15 protein-coding genes, 1 tRNA gene and 1 other annotated feature are annotated in these 15216 nt (G+C 39.3%); of the genes, 4 read left to right on the top strand and 12 right to left on the bottom strand.

Annotation, left to right across the window (positions count from 1 at the left end; all coding sequences use genetic code 11):
• Positions 1-136: 136 nt before the first annotated feature.
• Positions 137-385, bottom strand: a binding site (T-box leader).
• A gap of 175 nt (positions 386-560) precedes the next feature.
• Positions 561-1838, top strand: coding sequence for a bacillibactin exporter BcbE (gene bcbE / locus ACFVSW_RS26535; RefSeq protein WP_387319638.1), 1278 nt, complete (start codon positions 561-563; stop codon positions 1836-1838).
• Positions 1839-2043: 205 nt separating this feature from the next.
• Positions 2044-2132 (top strand) — tRNA-Ser (locus ACFVSW_RS26540).
• A 54-nt stretch (positions 2133-2186) separates the two neighbouring features.
• Here ACFVSW_RS26540 and ACFVSW_RS26545 read toward each other — a convergent pair.
• The 4 genes from ACFVSW_RS26545 to ACFVSW_RS26560 form a co-directional block, all read right to left on the bottom strand.
• The gene (locus tag ACFVSW_RS26545) at positions 2187-3089 is read right to left on the bottom strand and encodes a 4Fe-4S dicluster domain-containing protein (protein WP_387319639.1); all 903 of its coding nucleotides are present in this window, start codon (positions 3087-3089) and stop codon (positions 2187-2189) included.
• Positions 3090-3153: 64 nt separating this feature from the next.
• Positions 3154-3744: a DMSO/selenate family reductase complex B subunit gene (locus tag ACFVSW_RS26550; RefSeq protein WP_387319640.1), complete on the bottom strand. Its 591-nt coding sequence runs from the start codon at positions 3742-3744 to the stop codon at positions 3154-3156.
• 2 nt (positions 3745-3746) lie between these two features.
• Positions 3747-6146, bottom strand: coding sequence for a DMSO/selenate family reductase complex A subunit (locus tag ACFVSW_RS26555; RefSeq protein ID WP_387319641.1), 2400 nt, complete (start codon positions 6144-6146; stop codon positions 3747-3749).
• The gene (locus ACFVSW_RS26560; protein WP_387319642.1) at positions 6125-6808 is read right to left on the bottom strand and encodes a TorD/DmsD family molecular chaperone; all 684 of its coding nucleotides are present in this window, start codon (positions 6806-6808) and stop codon (positions 6125-6127) included. The genes ACFVSW_RS26555 and ACFVSW_RS26560 overlap by 22 nt, the downstream gene beginning before the upstream one ends.
• Positions 6809-7058: 250 nt before the next feature.
• On the opposite strand from ACFVSW_RS26560, the gene ACFVSW_RS26565 reads away from it, so the two are divergent.
• Complete coding sequence (locus tag ACFVSW_RS26565; RefSeq protein WP_387319676.1) at positions 7059-7352, top strand: DUF6509 family protein; 294 nt, start codon at positions 7059-7061, stop codon at positions 7350-7352.
• Between the two features lie 39 nt (positions 7353-7391).
• Here ACFVSW_RS26565 and ACFVSW_RS26570 read toward each other — a convergent pair whose 3' ends face one another.
• Together ACFVSW_RS26570 and ku are read right to left on the bottom strand one after the other, a co-directional pair.
• Positions 7392-7595 carry a cold-shock protein gene (locus ACFVSW_RS26570; protein ID WP_387319643.1) on the bottom strand — a complete coding sequence of 68 codons (204 nt, stop codon included), beginning with the start codon at positions 7593-7595 and terminating at the stop codon, positions 7392-7394.
• 391 nt (positions 7596-7986) lie between these two features.
• On the bottom strand, positions 7987-8817 hold the full coding sequence (gene ku / locus ACFVSW_RS26575; RefSeq protein ID WP_387319644.1) for a non-homologous end joining protein Ku: 831 nt from the start codon (positions 8815-8817) through the stop codon (positions 7987-7989).
• 130 nt (positions 8818-8947) lie between these two features.
• Between ku and ACFVSW_RS26580 the strand changes: the two genes are divergently transcribed.
• Positions 8948-10792: a DNA ligase D gene (locus ACFVSW_RS26580; protein WP_387319677.1), complete on the top strand. Its 1845-nt coding sequence runs from the start codon at positions 8948-8950 to the stop codon at positions 10790-10792.
• An 8-nt stretch (positions 10793-10800) separates the two neighbouring features.
• Here the strand turns inward: ACFVSW_RS26580 and dapF are convergent, their stop codons facing one another.
• The 6 genes from dapF to ACFVSW_RS26610 form a co-directional block, all read right to left on the bottom strand.
• The gene (gene dapF / locus ACFVSW_RS26585) at positions 10801-11784 is read right to left on the bottom strand and encodes a diaminopimelate epimerase (protein WP_387319645.1); all 984 of its coding nucleotides are present in this window, start codon (positions 11782-11784) and stop codon (positions 10801-10803) included.
• 77 nt (positions 11785-11861) lie between these two features.
• The gene (locus ACFVSW_RS26590; protein WP_387319647.1) at positions 11862-12653 is read right to left on the bottom strand and encodes a hypothetical protein; all 792 of its coding nucleotides are present in this window, start codon (positions 12651-12653) and stop codon (positions 11862-11864) included.
• A gap of 106 nt (positions 12654-12759) precedes the next feature.
• Positions 12760-13539: an ABC transporter permease gene (locus ACFVSW_RS26595; protein ID WP_387319648.1), complete on the bottom strand. Its 780-nt coding sequence runs from the start codon at positions 13537-13539 to the stop codon at positions 12760-12762.
• Entirely contained in the window at positions 13536-14444 is a 909-nt protein-coding gene (locus ACFVSW_RS26600) for an ABC transporter ATP-binding protein (RefSeq protein WP_387319650.1), read from the bottom strand. Before ACFVSW_RS26600 ends, ACFVSW_RS26595 begins: the two co-directional genes overlap by 4 nt.
• Positions 14444-14641: a PLD nuclease N-terminal domain-containing protein gene (locus ACFVSW_RS26605; RefSeq protein WP_387319651.1), complete on the bottom strand. Its 198-nt coding sequence runs from the start codon at positions 14639-14641 to the stop codon at positions 14444-14446. Before ACFVSW_RS26605 ends, ACFVSW_RS26600 begins: the two co-directional genes overlap by 1 nt.
• A 104-nt stretch (positions 14642-14745) precedes the next feature.
• On the bottom strand, positions 14746-15069 hold the full coding sequence (locus ACFVSW_RS26610; RefSeq protein WP_387319652.1) for a DUF4870 domain-containing protein: 324 nt from the start codon (positions 15067-15069) through the stop codon (positions 14746-14748).
• Positions 15070-15216 lie beyond the last annotated feature (147 nt).

The raw sequence follows: 15216 nt of genomic DNA on the forward strand, positions 1-15216 counted from the left end.
TCACCTGTCCCGCTGCTCCCGCAGGAGTCTCGCGCCTTCCACTCCAATCAACATTGTGCTCAAAATCAACAATGTGCTTTAACACAGCCAAAAATAAAAAAAATCGCCCTCTATATGCATAACAAGCGTTATGCATATAGAGGACGATTCTATAGTCGTGGTGCCACCTCTGTTTGAAGCAAAAATTAATTGCTTCCTCAATTTCAGATACAGAGCTTTCGCTCGATATCCTATCCTTTTAACGGCAGAACTCCGTGTATCCCTACTTTTGTTCAAGATACCTCTCACAAGTCCATTCCACAAATCCTTTCTTATCGGGTTCTCACCTCCCCCGACTCTCTGCAAAGAAATAAATATGTGTACTCCTCTTGTTCAACAATTTGCATTATTTAGTTTGATATTGTTTTCAATGTTATTAAATTTGGCTGCAACTGTCAAGAGATTTTTTTAGAATTTTCAACTTCTGCTGCCATTAAAAGGATTCATTTCCCATAGTTTTTTTATATTGAAAAAAGCCATATTAACAATATAAATAAAATGAAGGCGGGATTGAGAGAAAAATGGAACATATTGAGCAATTATCGAAAAGCCCACCTGCAGCAAAAAAGAAACAAACTAAAGCTGGCCATAAACGTTCGGATGAGATCTCAAAGCAAAAGTGGGCAATTCTTTCATTATCTTCGATTCCTTTAGTTATGACATTGGGAAATTCTATGTTGATTCCTATTTTACCTTCGATGGAAAAGAAATTAGATATTTCATCGTTACAAACAAGCATGATTATTACTGTTTATTCAATCGTAGCGATTTTTTTAATCCCAATCGCCGGCTATTTATCAGACCATATCGGCAGAAAAAAAGTCATCATCCCAAGCCTCATTATTGCTGGAATTGGCGGAATTATTTCCGGCGGAGCTGCCTGGAAATTGGATAATGCTTATTGGGTTATCTTAGCGGGCCGCGCTCTTCAAGGAGTGGGCGCAGCCGGGGCATTTCCAATTGTACTTCCATTAGTAGGGGATATGTTTAAAAATGAGGATGATGTTAGTGTTTGTTTGGGAATTATCGAAACATCTAATACTTTCGGAAAGGTTTTAAGCCCCATCTTCGGGGCATTTCTAGCGGGGTTTATTTGGTTTTTACCTTTTCTTTCTTTTCCTGTCTTTTGTGTTATTTCTGTTGTGATGATGATTTTTCTAGTTAAATCTCCAAAAAGTTCCCAAAAACCAGTCCCTTTCAGGGATTTCTTTAATGGTGTTAAGAAGACCTTTAGTGAAAAGGGTCGTTGGCTTTACGCCATCTTTTTTATTGGCGGCATTTTAATGCTCGTCCTATTCGGAATTCTGTTTTACCTTTCGGAAATATTCGAAAAAGAATATGGAATCAAGGATATTAAAAAAGGTTTCTTTCTAGCTTTACCACTTGGAGCACTTTGTCTTTCATCATTTATCGGCGGAAAAATCATCAAAAAAAATAAAGTATTGATGAAATGGTTAACGTTTGGGGGTATACTGGCTGCGGCTCTTTCGATTGGAGCCTTATGGTTTTCCATTAAGTTGTGGTATATGATTACAATGTTTTTAATAAGTGGTATTGGAATCGGTATTGGGCTTCCTTGTCTTGATACACTTATTACTGATGGAGTAGAAAAGAAGGAACGCGGAACAATCACATCGTTTTACGCCTCGATGAGATTTATTGGGGTCGCAGCAGGTCCGCCGATTATTGCTGTGCTAATGAAATTTTCAAACCAATGGATTTTTATCGTCATGAGCAGTCTCAGCATTCTGGCAGCAATTGTTGCTCTATTTGCGATTAAACCAAAAGCCCAGGGCTAACACACCTATAAGCGACGTACCCTTTTTTTCTCACCTCCACGGTCGCTTAGATTATTCTGGGTAACCTGTCCGCGCCCTATAAAAACCCTAATTTTTCTACCAGATTTAAAGGTATTATGGTATAATAAATACTGTAATAATTAGGTATTGCGGGTGTGGTTTAATGATAGAATTTCAGCTTCCCTCACCCACTTTAACACAATGTGGAGAAGTACCCAAGTGGTTATAAGGGGGCGCACTCGAAATGCGCTAGGGCGGGTGACCGTCGCGTGAGTTCGAATCTCATCTTCTCCTTCATTAGAAAATAAAAAACGCCAGTAATTCTGGCGTTTTTTTAATTGAATTTGATTAAAATGGACTTAACCACTCAGGATCCCTGTCTATACAAATATGACATTTCTCTTTTTCCTCCTGAAAGGAAAAAAATAGCTGTCCGCAATCCTGACATTTGTTTGTATTAACGCTCTCAACCGAGTCGCTTTTTTCCTTTATTTCAGGTCTCATCCGGATGGCTTCTTCTGCACAAATATCTGTGCAGGCAGTACAATTCACGCATTTTTCATGATGGATATGCAATAAAGAATCTGCTAAACTAAACAGTTTTTGCGGGCAAAAGGAAAAACACGCCTGGCAGAGTGTACATTTATTTTTGTCGATTTCAACTGAGTAAAATTGAAAATCTTGATAATACTTTGTCAGATTCCATTCATCTTCTTCCATCTGCCACGAAACCGGAGCCATATTTTTAGCTATCTGTTTCCCCTCTTTTTGCAGTTTGGAAAACAAGGCTCTGCGTGATAGCTTCTCCTCATTACTATTCCAAACAACTTCAATCGTTTTTTCACCTAAGAGCTTCAATATTCGATTTGTTTCGCTTAGGACAAAATCCCATTGTTCATTTAGTGGAATGTCGGTTATCTGAATAGCTCTCATTCCTCTTTTTTTATAAATCAACAATTCCTTTTCCGTTGGTATATAGGTCTCACTATAAATGAGACTGGTATGAACAAATTCTCTTGTGACTGCTAAGCCTTTAATGGCTGACAAGGGACAGGCAATGATACAATCTCCGCAGGAATTGCAGCGCTGTGAATCGATTACCAATGTTCTTTCATTGAATGAAATTGCTTCCAATTTACATGCCTGCTCACAAACAGTGCAGGTGGACCTATAGTTTCTCTGCCTTGAACATTTTTCCGTTATTTTCACATCGGCATGCAGACTTTCTAACCAATTTAGAATCAAAGACATAGAATCACCTGGAAAATTCAGCCGCAGCGCCTCTAATCCCTGTGGCGCTGCAGCTGATTATTTTTTAAAAACTAGACAATTTCGCATCTTTGTGGGGTGAAATGACAATATTGGGAAGGGTAATTGAATTACTAGGCATCCCTTTAATTTGGCTGACACTCCCATATTTTTCCCGCAGCTTTTCTACCGGCCCAAATTCAATTGCCCGCATTGGGCAGGTTGCTACACACACTGGTTCCTCGCCTTTTTCTTGAAGTTCAATACAAAAATCACATTTATTCGATTTAAACTTCTGTTTATTATATTGCGGGGCACCGTAAGGACATGCTTTAACGCAAAGCTGCGCTCCGGCACAAATTTCTTGATCAATAGTAACTACCCCATTTTCTTTATTCTTTATGATTGCTCCGGTTGGGCAGCTGGGAATACATCTTGGTTTTGTACAATGATTGCAGGCAATCGTGAAATAGAAAGCTTTTATGTTATTCACAAAACCGCTTGATAGCTGCTGGATAAAGGTTCCTTCTTCATAAGTGTAAACCCGGCGAAAATTCAAACCGACATCAAGATTATTTTTATCCTTACATGAAACACTACAGGCTTTACAGCCAGTGCAAAGACCTTGATTAATATAAAACCCTAACTGTGCCAACATCCTCACTCCTTAGCTTTTTTGACTTCAACAAGGTTTGTTAGTTGCGGAGTCGCTTTTGCAAGAGGTGTTGGCCGCTGTGATGTCAGCACATTCACCGAACCCCGTTGATCCTGTCCATCCGTATCTGGGGTATACCAGGCACCTTGAGGGATCCCCGCTACACCTGGAGTGATTCTTGGCGTCACCTTTACATCAATCAATAAACTGCCTCGCTCATTAAACACCTGCACACGGTCACCTTTTTTTATTCCGCGCTTGTCTGCATCTTTAGGATTCAACCACATTTCTTGCTTTGCTGCTTCCTCAAGCCATTCTTGATTGTCATAGGTGGAATGACATCTCCGCTTATAATGCCAGCTGATAAGCTGCAATGGATATTGCACCTTTAATGGATCCTCAGGTCCTTCCCACGATGGTATATATTTAGCGATTGCTGGAATTTCGTCATGCTGATTCATATCCCATAAAGTCTTTGAGAATAATTCAATTTTTCCGGAAGGTGTTTCAAAACGATTTTTCTCAAAGTCATCAATTTGCTCTTTAAAGCCTACAAGCGGGGCATCATATTTAAAATGATGGACTCCCTTCTGACGGAATTCCTCAAAGGTTGGAAAGTTTGCATCCAATTCTTTCCTGGTCCTCTCCACACTCTCCTTCACTAAGTCGAGGATGGTTCTGCCCTCTGTATACTTTTCTTTCACACCTAATTTATCTGCTACCTCTGCAAAGACATCATATTCATCACGGCATTCATAAAGCGGCTCAATTGTTTTTTCGCCAAAAACAACGTAATCGCCAAAACACCATGGAACACCAATATCATAGCGTTCAAAGAACGTCGTTCCCGGTAATAGGATGTCTGCAAACTTTGCACTTGGAGTCATATAGATATCACTGACAACAATAAATTCTACTTTGCTTTCATCCTCAAGAAGTTTGCGTGTCTTATTAATATCCGCATGCTGGTTAATAAGCATATTTCCGGCCATATTAAAAATTAATTTAATATTCGCATTTAATCGTTCTGTTCCTTCTAGTCCATCTGCTGCAGTCATTTCTGTTCCCATTTCGACTGCTTTTGTCCAAAGGAAACAGGGAATAGACGCTTTTACTGGATTATCATAGGAAAATGGAAAGACGATATTCGAGCGATTCCAATAGCCAGTGCCAGCTGCCCAACCGCCAAGCTTGCCGACATTTCCAGTGAGGCAGGCTAACTGAGCGCCACCGCGCATAATTTGTTCACCATATGCATGACGCTGCGGCCCCCAGCCTTGAATCAGCGCTGCAGGTTTTGTCTTTGCGTACTCCCGGGCAATTTCACGGATTTTATTAGCTGGTACCCGGCAAATTTTTTCAGCCCATTCCGGAGTTTTTGGAGTACCATCCTTTTCCCCCAGTAAATAGCTTTTCAGCGACTCTTCCTTCGCTATTCCATCAGGCATATGCTCACCATCAAAGCCGAGACAGTATTTATCAAGAAATGCTTGATCGTGCAGGTTTTCGGTAATAATAACATATCCCATCGCATCCATCATCGCATTATCTGTTGTAGGCAGAATCGGGATCCATTCATCCGCAAATGCGATGGCCGTATCCGTATAACGCGGATCAATGACAATTATTTTTGCGCCATTATTCTTTGCCTTCATTAAATATTCACGGTATGGCGTCGAGAAAATCATTTCAGACGGATTTTGCCCCCACAAAATAATGTATTTGGAGTGTAAAAGGGAATCAAAGCTGCTGCCTGAATTGTTGGTTCCATACGTAAAGGGAGTTGCTACATTCCCTGCACCGGAACTATAATCATTACGATAATTTAGAAAGCCGCCTGTAAGCGATAACAATTTCCTTACTGCAGCACTTCCGCCATGAAGCCCCCAGCATTGTCCTGAGGCATAATTGTCATACCTGGATTCTGGACCGTATTTATCACCGATCCGCTTTACTTCAGACGCAATCGTCTCGATCGCCTCATCCCATGAAATTCGTTTAAATTTCCCTTCGCCCCGCTTGCCAACCCGTTTCATTGGGTATTTTAAACGGTCCGGATGGTAGAGCATCCGTCGGTAGTTTCTTCCTCTGACACATGCCCTCAATGGCGGGGCAGACAAGTCTCCGCTTTCTTGTGAGTCGGTACTTACCCGCACAACCACCCCATCCTTAACATGCGCCTTAATTACACAGCGCCCGCCGCAGTTATTCACGCTGCAGGTAGAAATAATTTGCTCATTATCTTTTGCACTTACTGCCTTTGCCTCTTTTTTCCGTTCAACGAGCATCTTTGTGCCGATTCCACCAGCAATCACAGGTAAACCGATTGCCCCTGACCATTTCAAAAACGTACGCCGCTGCATTTTATTGGCTAACATATTCGTTAATGGATGTTTTTCAGACATAATATTGAACCCTCCCTTACCTCCACTAATGATTCCAGATCAAAGCTCAAAAAATCTTCAAGAAGCATCGCCGCTCCCAAATATAATTGACTACTTGTATTTTCAATAATTTTTTCGCAAAAGTATGGAATCCAAATCAGTAAATGTTCTTCAAGGAAGCTAATCTGGGTGGCTAGCAATTTTTCTATCCTGTCGTCCTTCGTTTCTTGAGAACATAGATCAGTAAGATGGATCATAAATTCCAGTTCAAGTAGAAAATGGTCGTCTGGTTCATTATTTTCTTTGCAATATTGGAGTCCAAATCGATGGTATAGCTCCCTAATTTGGTAGGTCCATTCTTCAAACAAAAGCTGTTCCCTGCTCCTGTAGTACGATTCCCACGGAGGCGCACCTAACGGGCCTGGTCCAATGAAGAGCCTTTGAAACTCTTGCTGCTCTCTTTTGATTTGCTCAACAGTCAGGTGTTTAAAATAGTCATCAAGGATTTTTCCGCCTTCATGGAATTCTCCTAATTCTTCAAAGGTTTCATCTCTTTTAATTCCAATTAACGTATCAACATTTACTGGCATAGAAAATAACAAGTGCAACAGCTGATAAAAATTTTTTTTCGCTAACAAAAACGGCTGTAATTGAATATGTAATGGTTCTATCGTCAAGGTCACTTCACTTTCTCCTCCTTGTGAAAAACTTCACATGATTATTTGTTATTTTTTCTCCTGCGCCTACCTTTCATAGTTTATTACATATTCATATTACCGCATTCTCCCATAATTGTTATCTCTTTTGTGCATTTATTCACATTATCTTCAAATAAGGTTAGCCAATTTAGCCATAAAGTCGGATAAACCGATTCTAATTTTTCTTAAATCACAAAAAGAGTGTATAATAAGACGATTAAATAATATGCAAAGGATGATTTGCTTGAACATTACTGGCTATTTAGTTGATAAACTAGAAGATCCATTTGGTTTATTATCAGGTGACCGCTATGAGTTTTTTCTTGACCTTGATGTAGATGTGGAAGATGAGCTTTATTCTGAGAAGGGTGTAGGATTAAAAATAATTTTCGTAAGTGATGAGAATGGACAAAGACTTTCCCAGTACCATTTTTTTGAAAAGGGGACTGAAAAAGTGTTAGACTTTGCCCTTGAAGAGGATGAGGAAAAATTAGTCCTGCAGTTTTGCAAGGAGCATTTGGAAGAATAAAAAAGCAGGGGATAAACTTCCTCCTGCTTTTCCATATACTTACATGAAATTTTTACTATGATTATGAATCACTTGAAGTTCTTTTGTCGATTCACTCATTTCACTTTTGCAAATTGGACATAGGGGCACATCACTGCTTTTAAAATTGTCACGAATCCAGCATTTACAATTCTCTGAACTACATACCCAAATTTTCGTTTCTTCTAGTTTGATTTCTTCATCGTTTTTTCTGCCAAACGCCAAAACGTATCACCCCTTGTACTTAGTTATGACTGTTTTTGAACACTAGTTTGTTAGCTGTAAAGCTATATTTCTAGTAAACTTATAACTATATATAGATAAAAAGGTGATGCTTAACCAAGTGCATCACCCTTCTATTCCAAAAAAAAAATTGTTCACATGAAGTTAATCTTACAATTCCATTAATAAAAAAGACGCACTGGCACGTTTAGGGGAATAGCATCTCCCACAATCTCGTGCAGTTACGACTGCATAATCCAATAAATATTTAACATAATTTTATTTTACCGCACTTCCAGCTTTTAGTCAAACCAATTTCTAAAACTAGGGAATTCTGAAAATATTCGGAGCAAAATAAAACCGATTCAACGTGTCAAATCGGCTTTATTTTTTCTTATGCTTCTTTCTTCATTTTTGCTGCAGCTTTTTTCTTTGATGCTGCGGCTTTTTTGGGTTTCGTACGATCAATCGATGCCTGTAATGCAGCCATTAAATCGGTAACATTTGAAGGTGCTTCCTTGGTTGCAGCGGTTACTGTTTCTTTTCCATTTCGTTTCGATTCAATCAATTCAAGCAGTGCTGTACGGTACTCATCCGTGTATTTTTCCGGCTTGAATTCCGAAGTCAATTGATCAATTAGTAAGATAGCCGTATCCAGTTCTTTCTTAGTCACTTTGTTTTCTGCTGGAACGTTGGGAACGTCTCCTGACTTGCGCACTTCATCAGGATAATGAATCGTTTCCATGATCAATGTATTTTCATATACGCGAATGACAGCCAGCTGTTCTTTCGAACGAATGATAATTTTTGCAAGTCCCACTTTTTGTGATTCTTGTAATGCTTTTCGTAACAAAGAATAAGCCTTACTGCCTCCCTCATTCGGAGACATATAATAGCTTCGGTCAAAATAAATCGGATCAATTTCTTCGATTTTAACGAAATCAATGATTTCCACTGCTTTCTCTTCATTTTCCTTTTGCAGCTTTTCAAGGTCCTCGCGGTCAAGAACAACAAATTTTCCTTTCGTGTACTCATACGCTTTGACAATATCATCCGGCTTTACTTCTTCTTCACAAACTGAACAGATTTTTTCATATTTAATCGGTGCATGGCACTTATTATGGAGCGTACGGAGCTTGATATCTTTATCTTCTGTTGCTGTATGGAGCTTGATGGGAATGTTTACAAGCCCAAAGCTGATACTGCCCTTCCACATCGTATGCATAAGGTTATTCACCATTCCTTTTTTGCTTATATTTTGCATCAATTTAACAAGGACATTCCATAAAACATTTGGAAAAGAATGAAACAGTTCAAAATTATACAAAATATAATAAAGGTGGGGATATACTATGATGAAACCGATGCTCCCGAGTCTTACCTTTGATCTTCCTGTTCGTCCTGATTGGTTGTATGAGGTTAAATACGATGGATTTCGAGCATTATTAGAATGGACCATTAACGGTATAACGTTAACAAGCAGAAATGGAAAGCCCCTTTTACCTCAATTTCCAGAAATTGAAGAATTTTTACGAGCGTATGAGGAGCAATTTAAAGCATATTTACCACTTCAGTTTGACGGTGAACTTGTATCCTTGGAGAACGGTTATAAAGCCAATTTCTCCGCCATCCAGGTCCGAGGGCGTTTAAAGGCTGTGAAAAAAATTTCCGAGCAAGCTATGAAATCTCCTTGCCGGCTGATGGTCTTTGATTTACTAATGCTCAAAGGTAAACCACTGCTAAATCAGCCCTACCATAAACGAAAAGATCAGTTAATTAACTTATTTCAACAACTTGAACTAGAATTAGATTCTAATCCTTATAATCGCCAAATACTTCAACTTGTTTTTCCCTATGAGGATTTTAATGACTTATGGGAAAAAGTGGTGTTATACGATGGCGAAGGAATCATCGCCAAATCTAGAACTAGCCTTTGGGAGGAAGGGAAACGTACTTTACAATGGTTGAAATATAAAAATTGGAAATATGTAAGCTGTTTTGTCACTTCGTTCGATAAAACAAACGGCTATTTTTATGTTAGCGTGTATAAGGAAAATGACATTCATGTTGTTGGTCAAGTTTTGTTCGGATTTAAACCGGAAGAAAAACAAGCACTCCAGCAAACGATTAAACAAAATATTGTTCGTGAAGAGGGACCATTAATTTATGTAAACCCAGCTATCTGCCTTGAAGTGAAATATTTAGAGCTCTACGATAATCAACTCCGAGAGCCGCATTTTGACCATTTCCGCTTCGATTTGGAACCAGCCGAATGTACATATGAACAATTTATGATTCAACAAAAAAATTTACCGGCAGATTTAGCTATCACCCATCCTAATAAACCGCTTTGGGAAAATCAGCATATCGAAAAGATTGACTATATTTTTTATTTACGGGAAGTTTCTCCTTTCATGCTGCCATTTTTAGAAAATCGGCTGCTGACAGTGATTCGGTATCCACACGGAATGTTCGGGGAAGCATTTTATCAAAAAAACTGTCCGGAATATGCACCGGAATTTATCAGAACCCATTCCGCCGACGGGATTGATTATATTTTATGCAATAATTTGAAAACTCTCGTTTGGCTCGGAAATCAATTAGCAATTGAATTCCATGTTCCCTTTCAAACAATCCACAGCAAGGGACCAAGTGAAATTGTTTTTGATTTAGACCCGCCAGATAAGGATTCCTTCCATTTAGCTGTTAAGGCGGCTTTATTGATAAAAGAAGTGCTTGATCAACTAAATTTGATTGGCTTTATTAAGACCTCGGGCAATAAGGGCCTGCAAGTTTATCTGCCACTGCCGGAAGGAAAATTCTCCTACGACGATACAAGACTGTTTACAAGCTTTATGGCTGAGTATTTAATCGCAAAAGACCCTGACTCCTTTACGATTGAAAGAATGAAAAAAAAGCGCGGGAAAAGACTTTATGTTGATTATGTCCAGCATGGAGAAGGGAAAACGATTGTTGCCCCATATTCCATGCGCGGGAATGAAGCTGCAGGAGTTGCTACACCACTTTATTGGGAGGAAGTGGATGAAAAACTTAGCCCTGCCGCCTTTAATATGGAAAACGCATTAATACGGCTTCAGAAACAGGGAAATCCGTTTCGGGACTATTTCCAAACAAAACAAATTCAGCCCTTTGGACCAGTCCTTGAGATACTAAAGAAGGGGCAGAGAAAAAAAGGATAAGGTTTGCCTTATCCTTTTAACATCTTTGTTATTAGTTGCTGTACCTCGGATTGCAGTTTTTCGTATACGTCTTGCTCTGTTAATTCTTTTTTATCGGTAATTTCAACTAATTCACGCTCAAGATTTACCTCAACTGCTGCTTCGTATAGATAGGTAGCATTTCCGATTAGATCAATCTTATAATCCCTAGCGAGTTTATGAACCACACATTGGACTTTTCCGCCATTATTATAAACCGTAATCGGCTGTTCAAATGGATTTAGTTCTTGTAGGCAGGTAACAAGGGAGGAAGCTGACATCGCTGTCCCGCAGGCATTCGTAAAGCCAACTCCCCGTTCAAAGGTTCGTACATATATCGCCCCATGGTCTAATTGCTTAACAAAACTTACATTTACACCGTCAGGAAACAATTCATTGGGGCCATTTACTTTTTCACTAAGCTGTTTTTGGATATCACTTTGAAGCTGTTCCGTCTCTACTAACGCAATTAAATGCGGGTTAGGCACAGCCACCGCTGTAAATCTTAACTCCGTTGATAACTCCTTAATTCTCTCGTTGTAAAGTGTTGGCTGGTTTAAATTTAATGGCAATGCCTTTAATTCAAACAGCACGGGAGAAATTTCCACTTGATACGTATGGACATCTGGAAAGAGGTCTCTCTGTTTACTAACCTCTAAGTCTGCCTTCATGGTTTCAATGACAGCTTCACTGCGCCCATATAATTCACAAATATATCTTGCAACAAGCCGAATCCCATTTCCACACATCGAAGCCTCCGAACCATCCGCGTTAAATACCCGCATCCTTGCATCGGCATGAATACTATTCATGACATAAAGAATCCCGTCTGCCCCTAATTCCGTTTCACGATGGCATAACAAACGGGCAAGTTCTGCCCGATTCTTTTCCGTGAAAGTATACGAACTGGAAATTTCATCAATTAACAGAAAATCATTCCCAGATCCATGACCTTTTATTACCTTGATTTGCATGTTTTGACCCCCAGATGAGATGTTCATTTTGTTATTATCATATCAAACATTAATCATAAGGGGAACTGTACACACTTCTACCTTTCGATAAAGTATTCATTTATTAAAAATGACATTCTCACAAGCTTCTCCCTGTCCGATAAAGTTCCCGAAAACGAGAGTACAGGCGTATTGGCTTCTGGGAAATAAACACTCCACTCCACCGGCATCCATCCCCTGCGAAGCCGCAAAACGGGCTGATTCCCAGACTGAATTAGCTTCTCATCCATAAATACCGAGGATCCTTCTACAGCACCGATAGATTTTCCAGTTGCATCGAGCAATAGTTTTTGATTTTTTCGCCACTTATGCTTCTTTTTTTCAAAGCAGCCTAAATAGCGCTTTTCTTGGTCGAAGGCTCCAATCTTGATCAAGCTTTTCCCTTTCACCTCAAAAAAACCAATGGCTTCATCCTGTGGAGTGTAAAGAGCATACATTTTCGAAGGCCGTAATCGACTTAAACCCTTTCGACGATACCTCTTTATCCTTCCTGCCAAATCGCCATTTGTAAAGTAAAACAGTAAACTTGGTGAGTGGGTATTTAGGTAACATACTAGAAGATGCTGGGCTGCAAATAAAGAAGCATTCACGCTATTATGTCTAGCATGAACCATGTTTCTAGTAATTAATATCGACTGCTTCATCCGAAAAAGATAGAATTGAAAGCAAATAAAACTATAAGTTAGAAATGGGATTGTTAATAACATTATTTCATGACTTTTATATAAAGAAAGATTTCCAAAGACAATTATGACTGCCGGAACTAACGCAGCTATACTGCCATTTAAGCTTATATTGGCTGAGTCATTGTAATATTCGTTGATTTTCATCTAGAAAACTCCTTCTCAATTCCTCTTATACTAGTTTATTTACTATAAAGAAAAAAATGATAGAAGATTTTCTAACTGAAACAATTTCGATAACAAAAAGATTCTCTTACGCCGCAAGCTCTTTTTTCCTAAAAATAAACACACTTAACGATAATAGGATAATTATGCAAGCTACGGCCAATATGGCGGCTGGCAGGGTTTGGTCCGAAATTCCTAGATCCAAAAGGGCCTCGTTGGCATAGGTAGTTAACTGCGCCGGGCTCCATTCAAGCCAGTTAGAAAGGGTGCTGCTCAAAAGACTTATAACAATGGCAGCTGCAAGTGAAATAAACCCGGCCAAGCCTGAACTCACTAGCGATGCACTACAAAAGACCGTAATCGTTAAAATAACCGTCAGCCATAGGGCATAAAAGAAATAAGATTGGAGAAATTGCTCAAATGGTATCCATTCGAATAATAGACCTGTATAATACCAGGTTGCCAGATAGCCGATAAAAAAGGAAAACCACATTAATAAAGCACTTCCAGCCCATTTAGCCGTAACAAAAGATTGAAAGGACACAGGCTTTACTAAAATCATCGCAGCCACACCGCTTTTTCTTTCAGCCGCAATAATCCCCATAGTTGTTAGGACGATGATTAGGACACCAAGGGTTATATATTGACCTAAACCAGAAATTAACACCTCAGCAGCAGATGGGGTAGGAATTTGTATGACTGCACCTTCCGGGAGCCCGCCCACTGCATCGAGGATTTGCGGCATATAATAGCTAGTTAATGGTTCCTTTACCCCTAATAAAATAAAGGTAATCGGCACCCAAATCCATTTGAAATTTCTCCACATCTCTAACATCTCTTTTTGTAACAATGTCAGCCATTGACTCATTTCCCCACCACCTTCATAAACACGTCTTCAAGGGTCATACTGCCAATCTCAAATTTTTCAAGAGGCCAGTTTTTTTCTGCTATTACTTGCAAGAAGGCCTGTCTTGCAATGGCTATATCCTTCACAAAAATACTAACCCGATTTCCTTCAAGCATCAGCGATTGTGTTAATTCATGGTTTTCAAGAAAATGAGCATATTGAACTGCTTTTCCCCTGAAAAACAAGTCGATTTTAGCCTGCTGGTGGCGTTCACGAAGCTCTATCATCGTTCCAGATTCGACAATTTTCCCATTATGTAAGAACAGAATTTCGTCGCAAACCTCCTCAGCATCGCTTAAAATATGTGTCGAGAATAGAATTGTTGTTTCTTTCCTTAAACCTTCAAGAAGATCTAATACTTCCCTCCTGCCAATCGGGTCCAGCGCAGACACCGGCTCATCGAGCATAATCAGCTGGGGCCGGTGGATCAAAGCTTGGGCAATGCCTAATCTTTGCTTCATTCCGCCTGAATACTTAGCTGTTTTTCGGTTTTTTGCATCTAAGATTCCAACTACCTCTAGCAGCTCTAATGATCGCTCCTTCGCTTCCTTTGCTGTTAATCCAGCTAATCTGCCTACATAGGATAAAAATTCAAGCCCCGTCATCCAATCGTAAAAAACAGGAAACTGCGGGAGGTATCCGATTAAGTCGCGGATATCCTCTCCTTTTCTGGCGTCAGTAAAGGTAATCTTTCCTTCAGTCGGATTCATCAAGCCCGAAAGCATCCTTAGGGTTGTCGTTTTCCCCGCTCCATTTGGTCCTAATAGGGCAATACACTTTCCTTTGTCAAGGCTGAAATCAAGCCCTTTAATTACTTCAGTCCCTTGAAACTGCTTTTTTAAACCGCTTATTTGGATAAGGGACATCAGTTACTTCTCCTTCCAATCACAAAATAAAGAATCGGTCCAATAATATTAATGAATAAAATAATAAGTGCCCACAACCACTTCGGCCCATTTGTTCTTTCAATTCTAACGAGATCAATGATGGCTATGATTAGTAAAACAAGCTGAATAATCGCGATTGGTGCTAAAATAGGCAAATAATTTGCTAATTGATCCATGTTTCTTCCCCCTTGGTTTGTTTATCTATTTCAATCATATGACGTTTGAACTCATAAAAACGTTCAAAAACCCGGCAAAAAACTTTGCCGGGTTTTTTTGGACATTACTTTATCAATCTGAAGATTAATGGAACGCGATATTCATTCCCTTCGTAGGCCTTGATGGCGGCAATAATAGTAAACACAAACAGCATAACCGCTAAAACCGTTATTGCCACAAAGCCGATTATGATAATCGTTAATAACCCGCTAATAAAGAAGTAAACCGTATAAGAAATTAAAAAGTTAAAATACTCCCGGCCGTGATAATCTATAAAGGCTGACTCATCCTTTTTTATTAACCAAATGATTAACGGGCCTAAAACCGGAAAAAATAAGCTTAATACATAAATCCCAGCAGCTAATAACCTTTCGTCATTATTTATCATTTCTAATTCCCCCCTTAGAAAAATTTCTTAAACTTTCCTACAATTTACGCTTTACGGATTTAAAGGTTTCAGTTTTTGTAAAAAATTCTGCTAATTTATTCAACAGGCTAAGAATAGCGCCTTTTCCTTTGGCACGCAAGTTGATAA

It is taken from the genome of Neobacillus sp. NPDC058068 (genome assembly GCF_042885335.1).
Taxonomy (GTDB): Bacteria; Bacillota; Bacilli; order Bacillales; family Cytobacillaceae; genus Neobacillus.

Bases quoted from the DNA above. Each gene is read 5' to 3' on its own strand.
- ACFVSW_RS26590 (WP_387319647.1), bottom strand. From the start codon at position 12,653: ATGAAAATCAACGAATATTACAATGACTCAGCCAATATAAGCTTAAAT.
- ku (WP_387319644.1), bottom strand. From the start codon at position 8,817: ATGCATACGATGTGGAAGGGCAGTATCAGCTTTGGGCTTGTAAACATT.
- ACFVSW_RS26555 (WP_387319641.1), bottom strand. From the start codon at position 6,146: ATGTCTGAAAAACATCCATTAACGAATATGTTAGCCAATAAAATGCAG.
- dapF (WP_387319645.1), bottom strand. From the start codon at position 11,784: ATGCAAATCAAGGTAATAAAAGGTCATGGATCTGGGAATGATTTTCTG.
- ACFVSW_RS26565 (WP_387319676.1), top strand. From the start codon at position 7,059: ATGATTTGCTTGAACATTACTGGCTATTTAGTTGATAAACTAGAAGAT.
- ACFVSW_RS26595 (WP_387319648.1), bottom strand. From the start codon at position 13,539: ATGAGTCAATGGCTGACATTGTTACAAAAAGAGATGTTAGAGATGTGG.
- ACFVSW_RS26550 (WP_387319640.1), bottom strand. From the start codon at position 3,744: ATGTTGGCACAGTTAGGGTTTTATATTAATCAAGGTCTTTGCACTGGC.
- ACFVSW_RS26580 (WP_387319677.1), top strand. From the start codon at position 8,948: ATGAAACCGATGCTCCCGAGTCTTACCTTTGATCTTCCTGTTCGTCCT.
- ACFVSW_RS26545 (WP_387319639.1), bottom strand. From the start codon at position 3,089: ATGTCTTTGATTCTAAATTGGTTAGAAAGTCTGCATGCCGATGTGAAA.
- bcbE (WP_387319638.1), top strand. From the start codon at position 561: ATGGAACATATTGAGCAATTATCGAAAAGCCCACCTGCAGCAAAAAAG.
- ACFVSW_RS26610 (WP_387319652.1), bottom strand. From the start codon at position 15,069: ATGATAAATAATGACGAAAGGTTATTAGCTGCTGGGATTTATGTATTA.
- ACFVSW_RS26600 (WP_387319650.1), bottom strand. From the start codon at position 14,444: ATGTCCCTTATCCAAATAAGCGGTTTAAAAAAGCAGTTTCAAGGGACT.
- ACFVSW_RS26605 (WP_387319651.1), bottom strand. From the start codon at position 14,641: ATGGATCAATTAGCAAATTATTTGCCTATTTTAGCACCAATCGCGATT.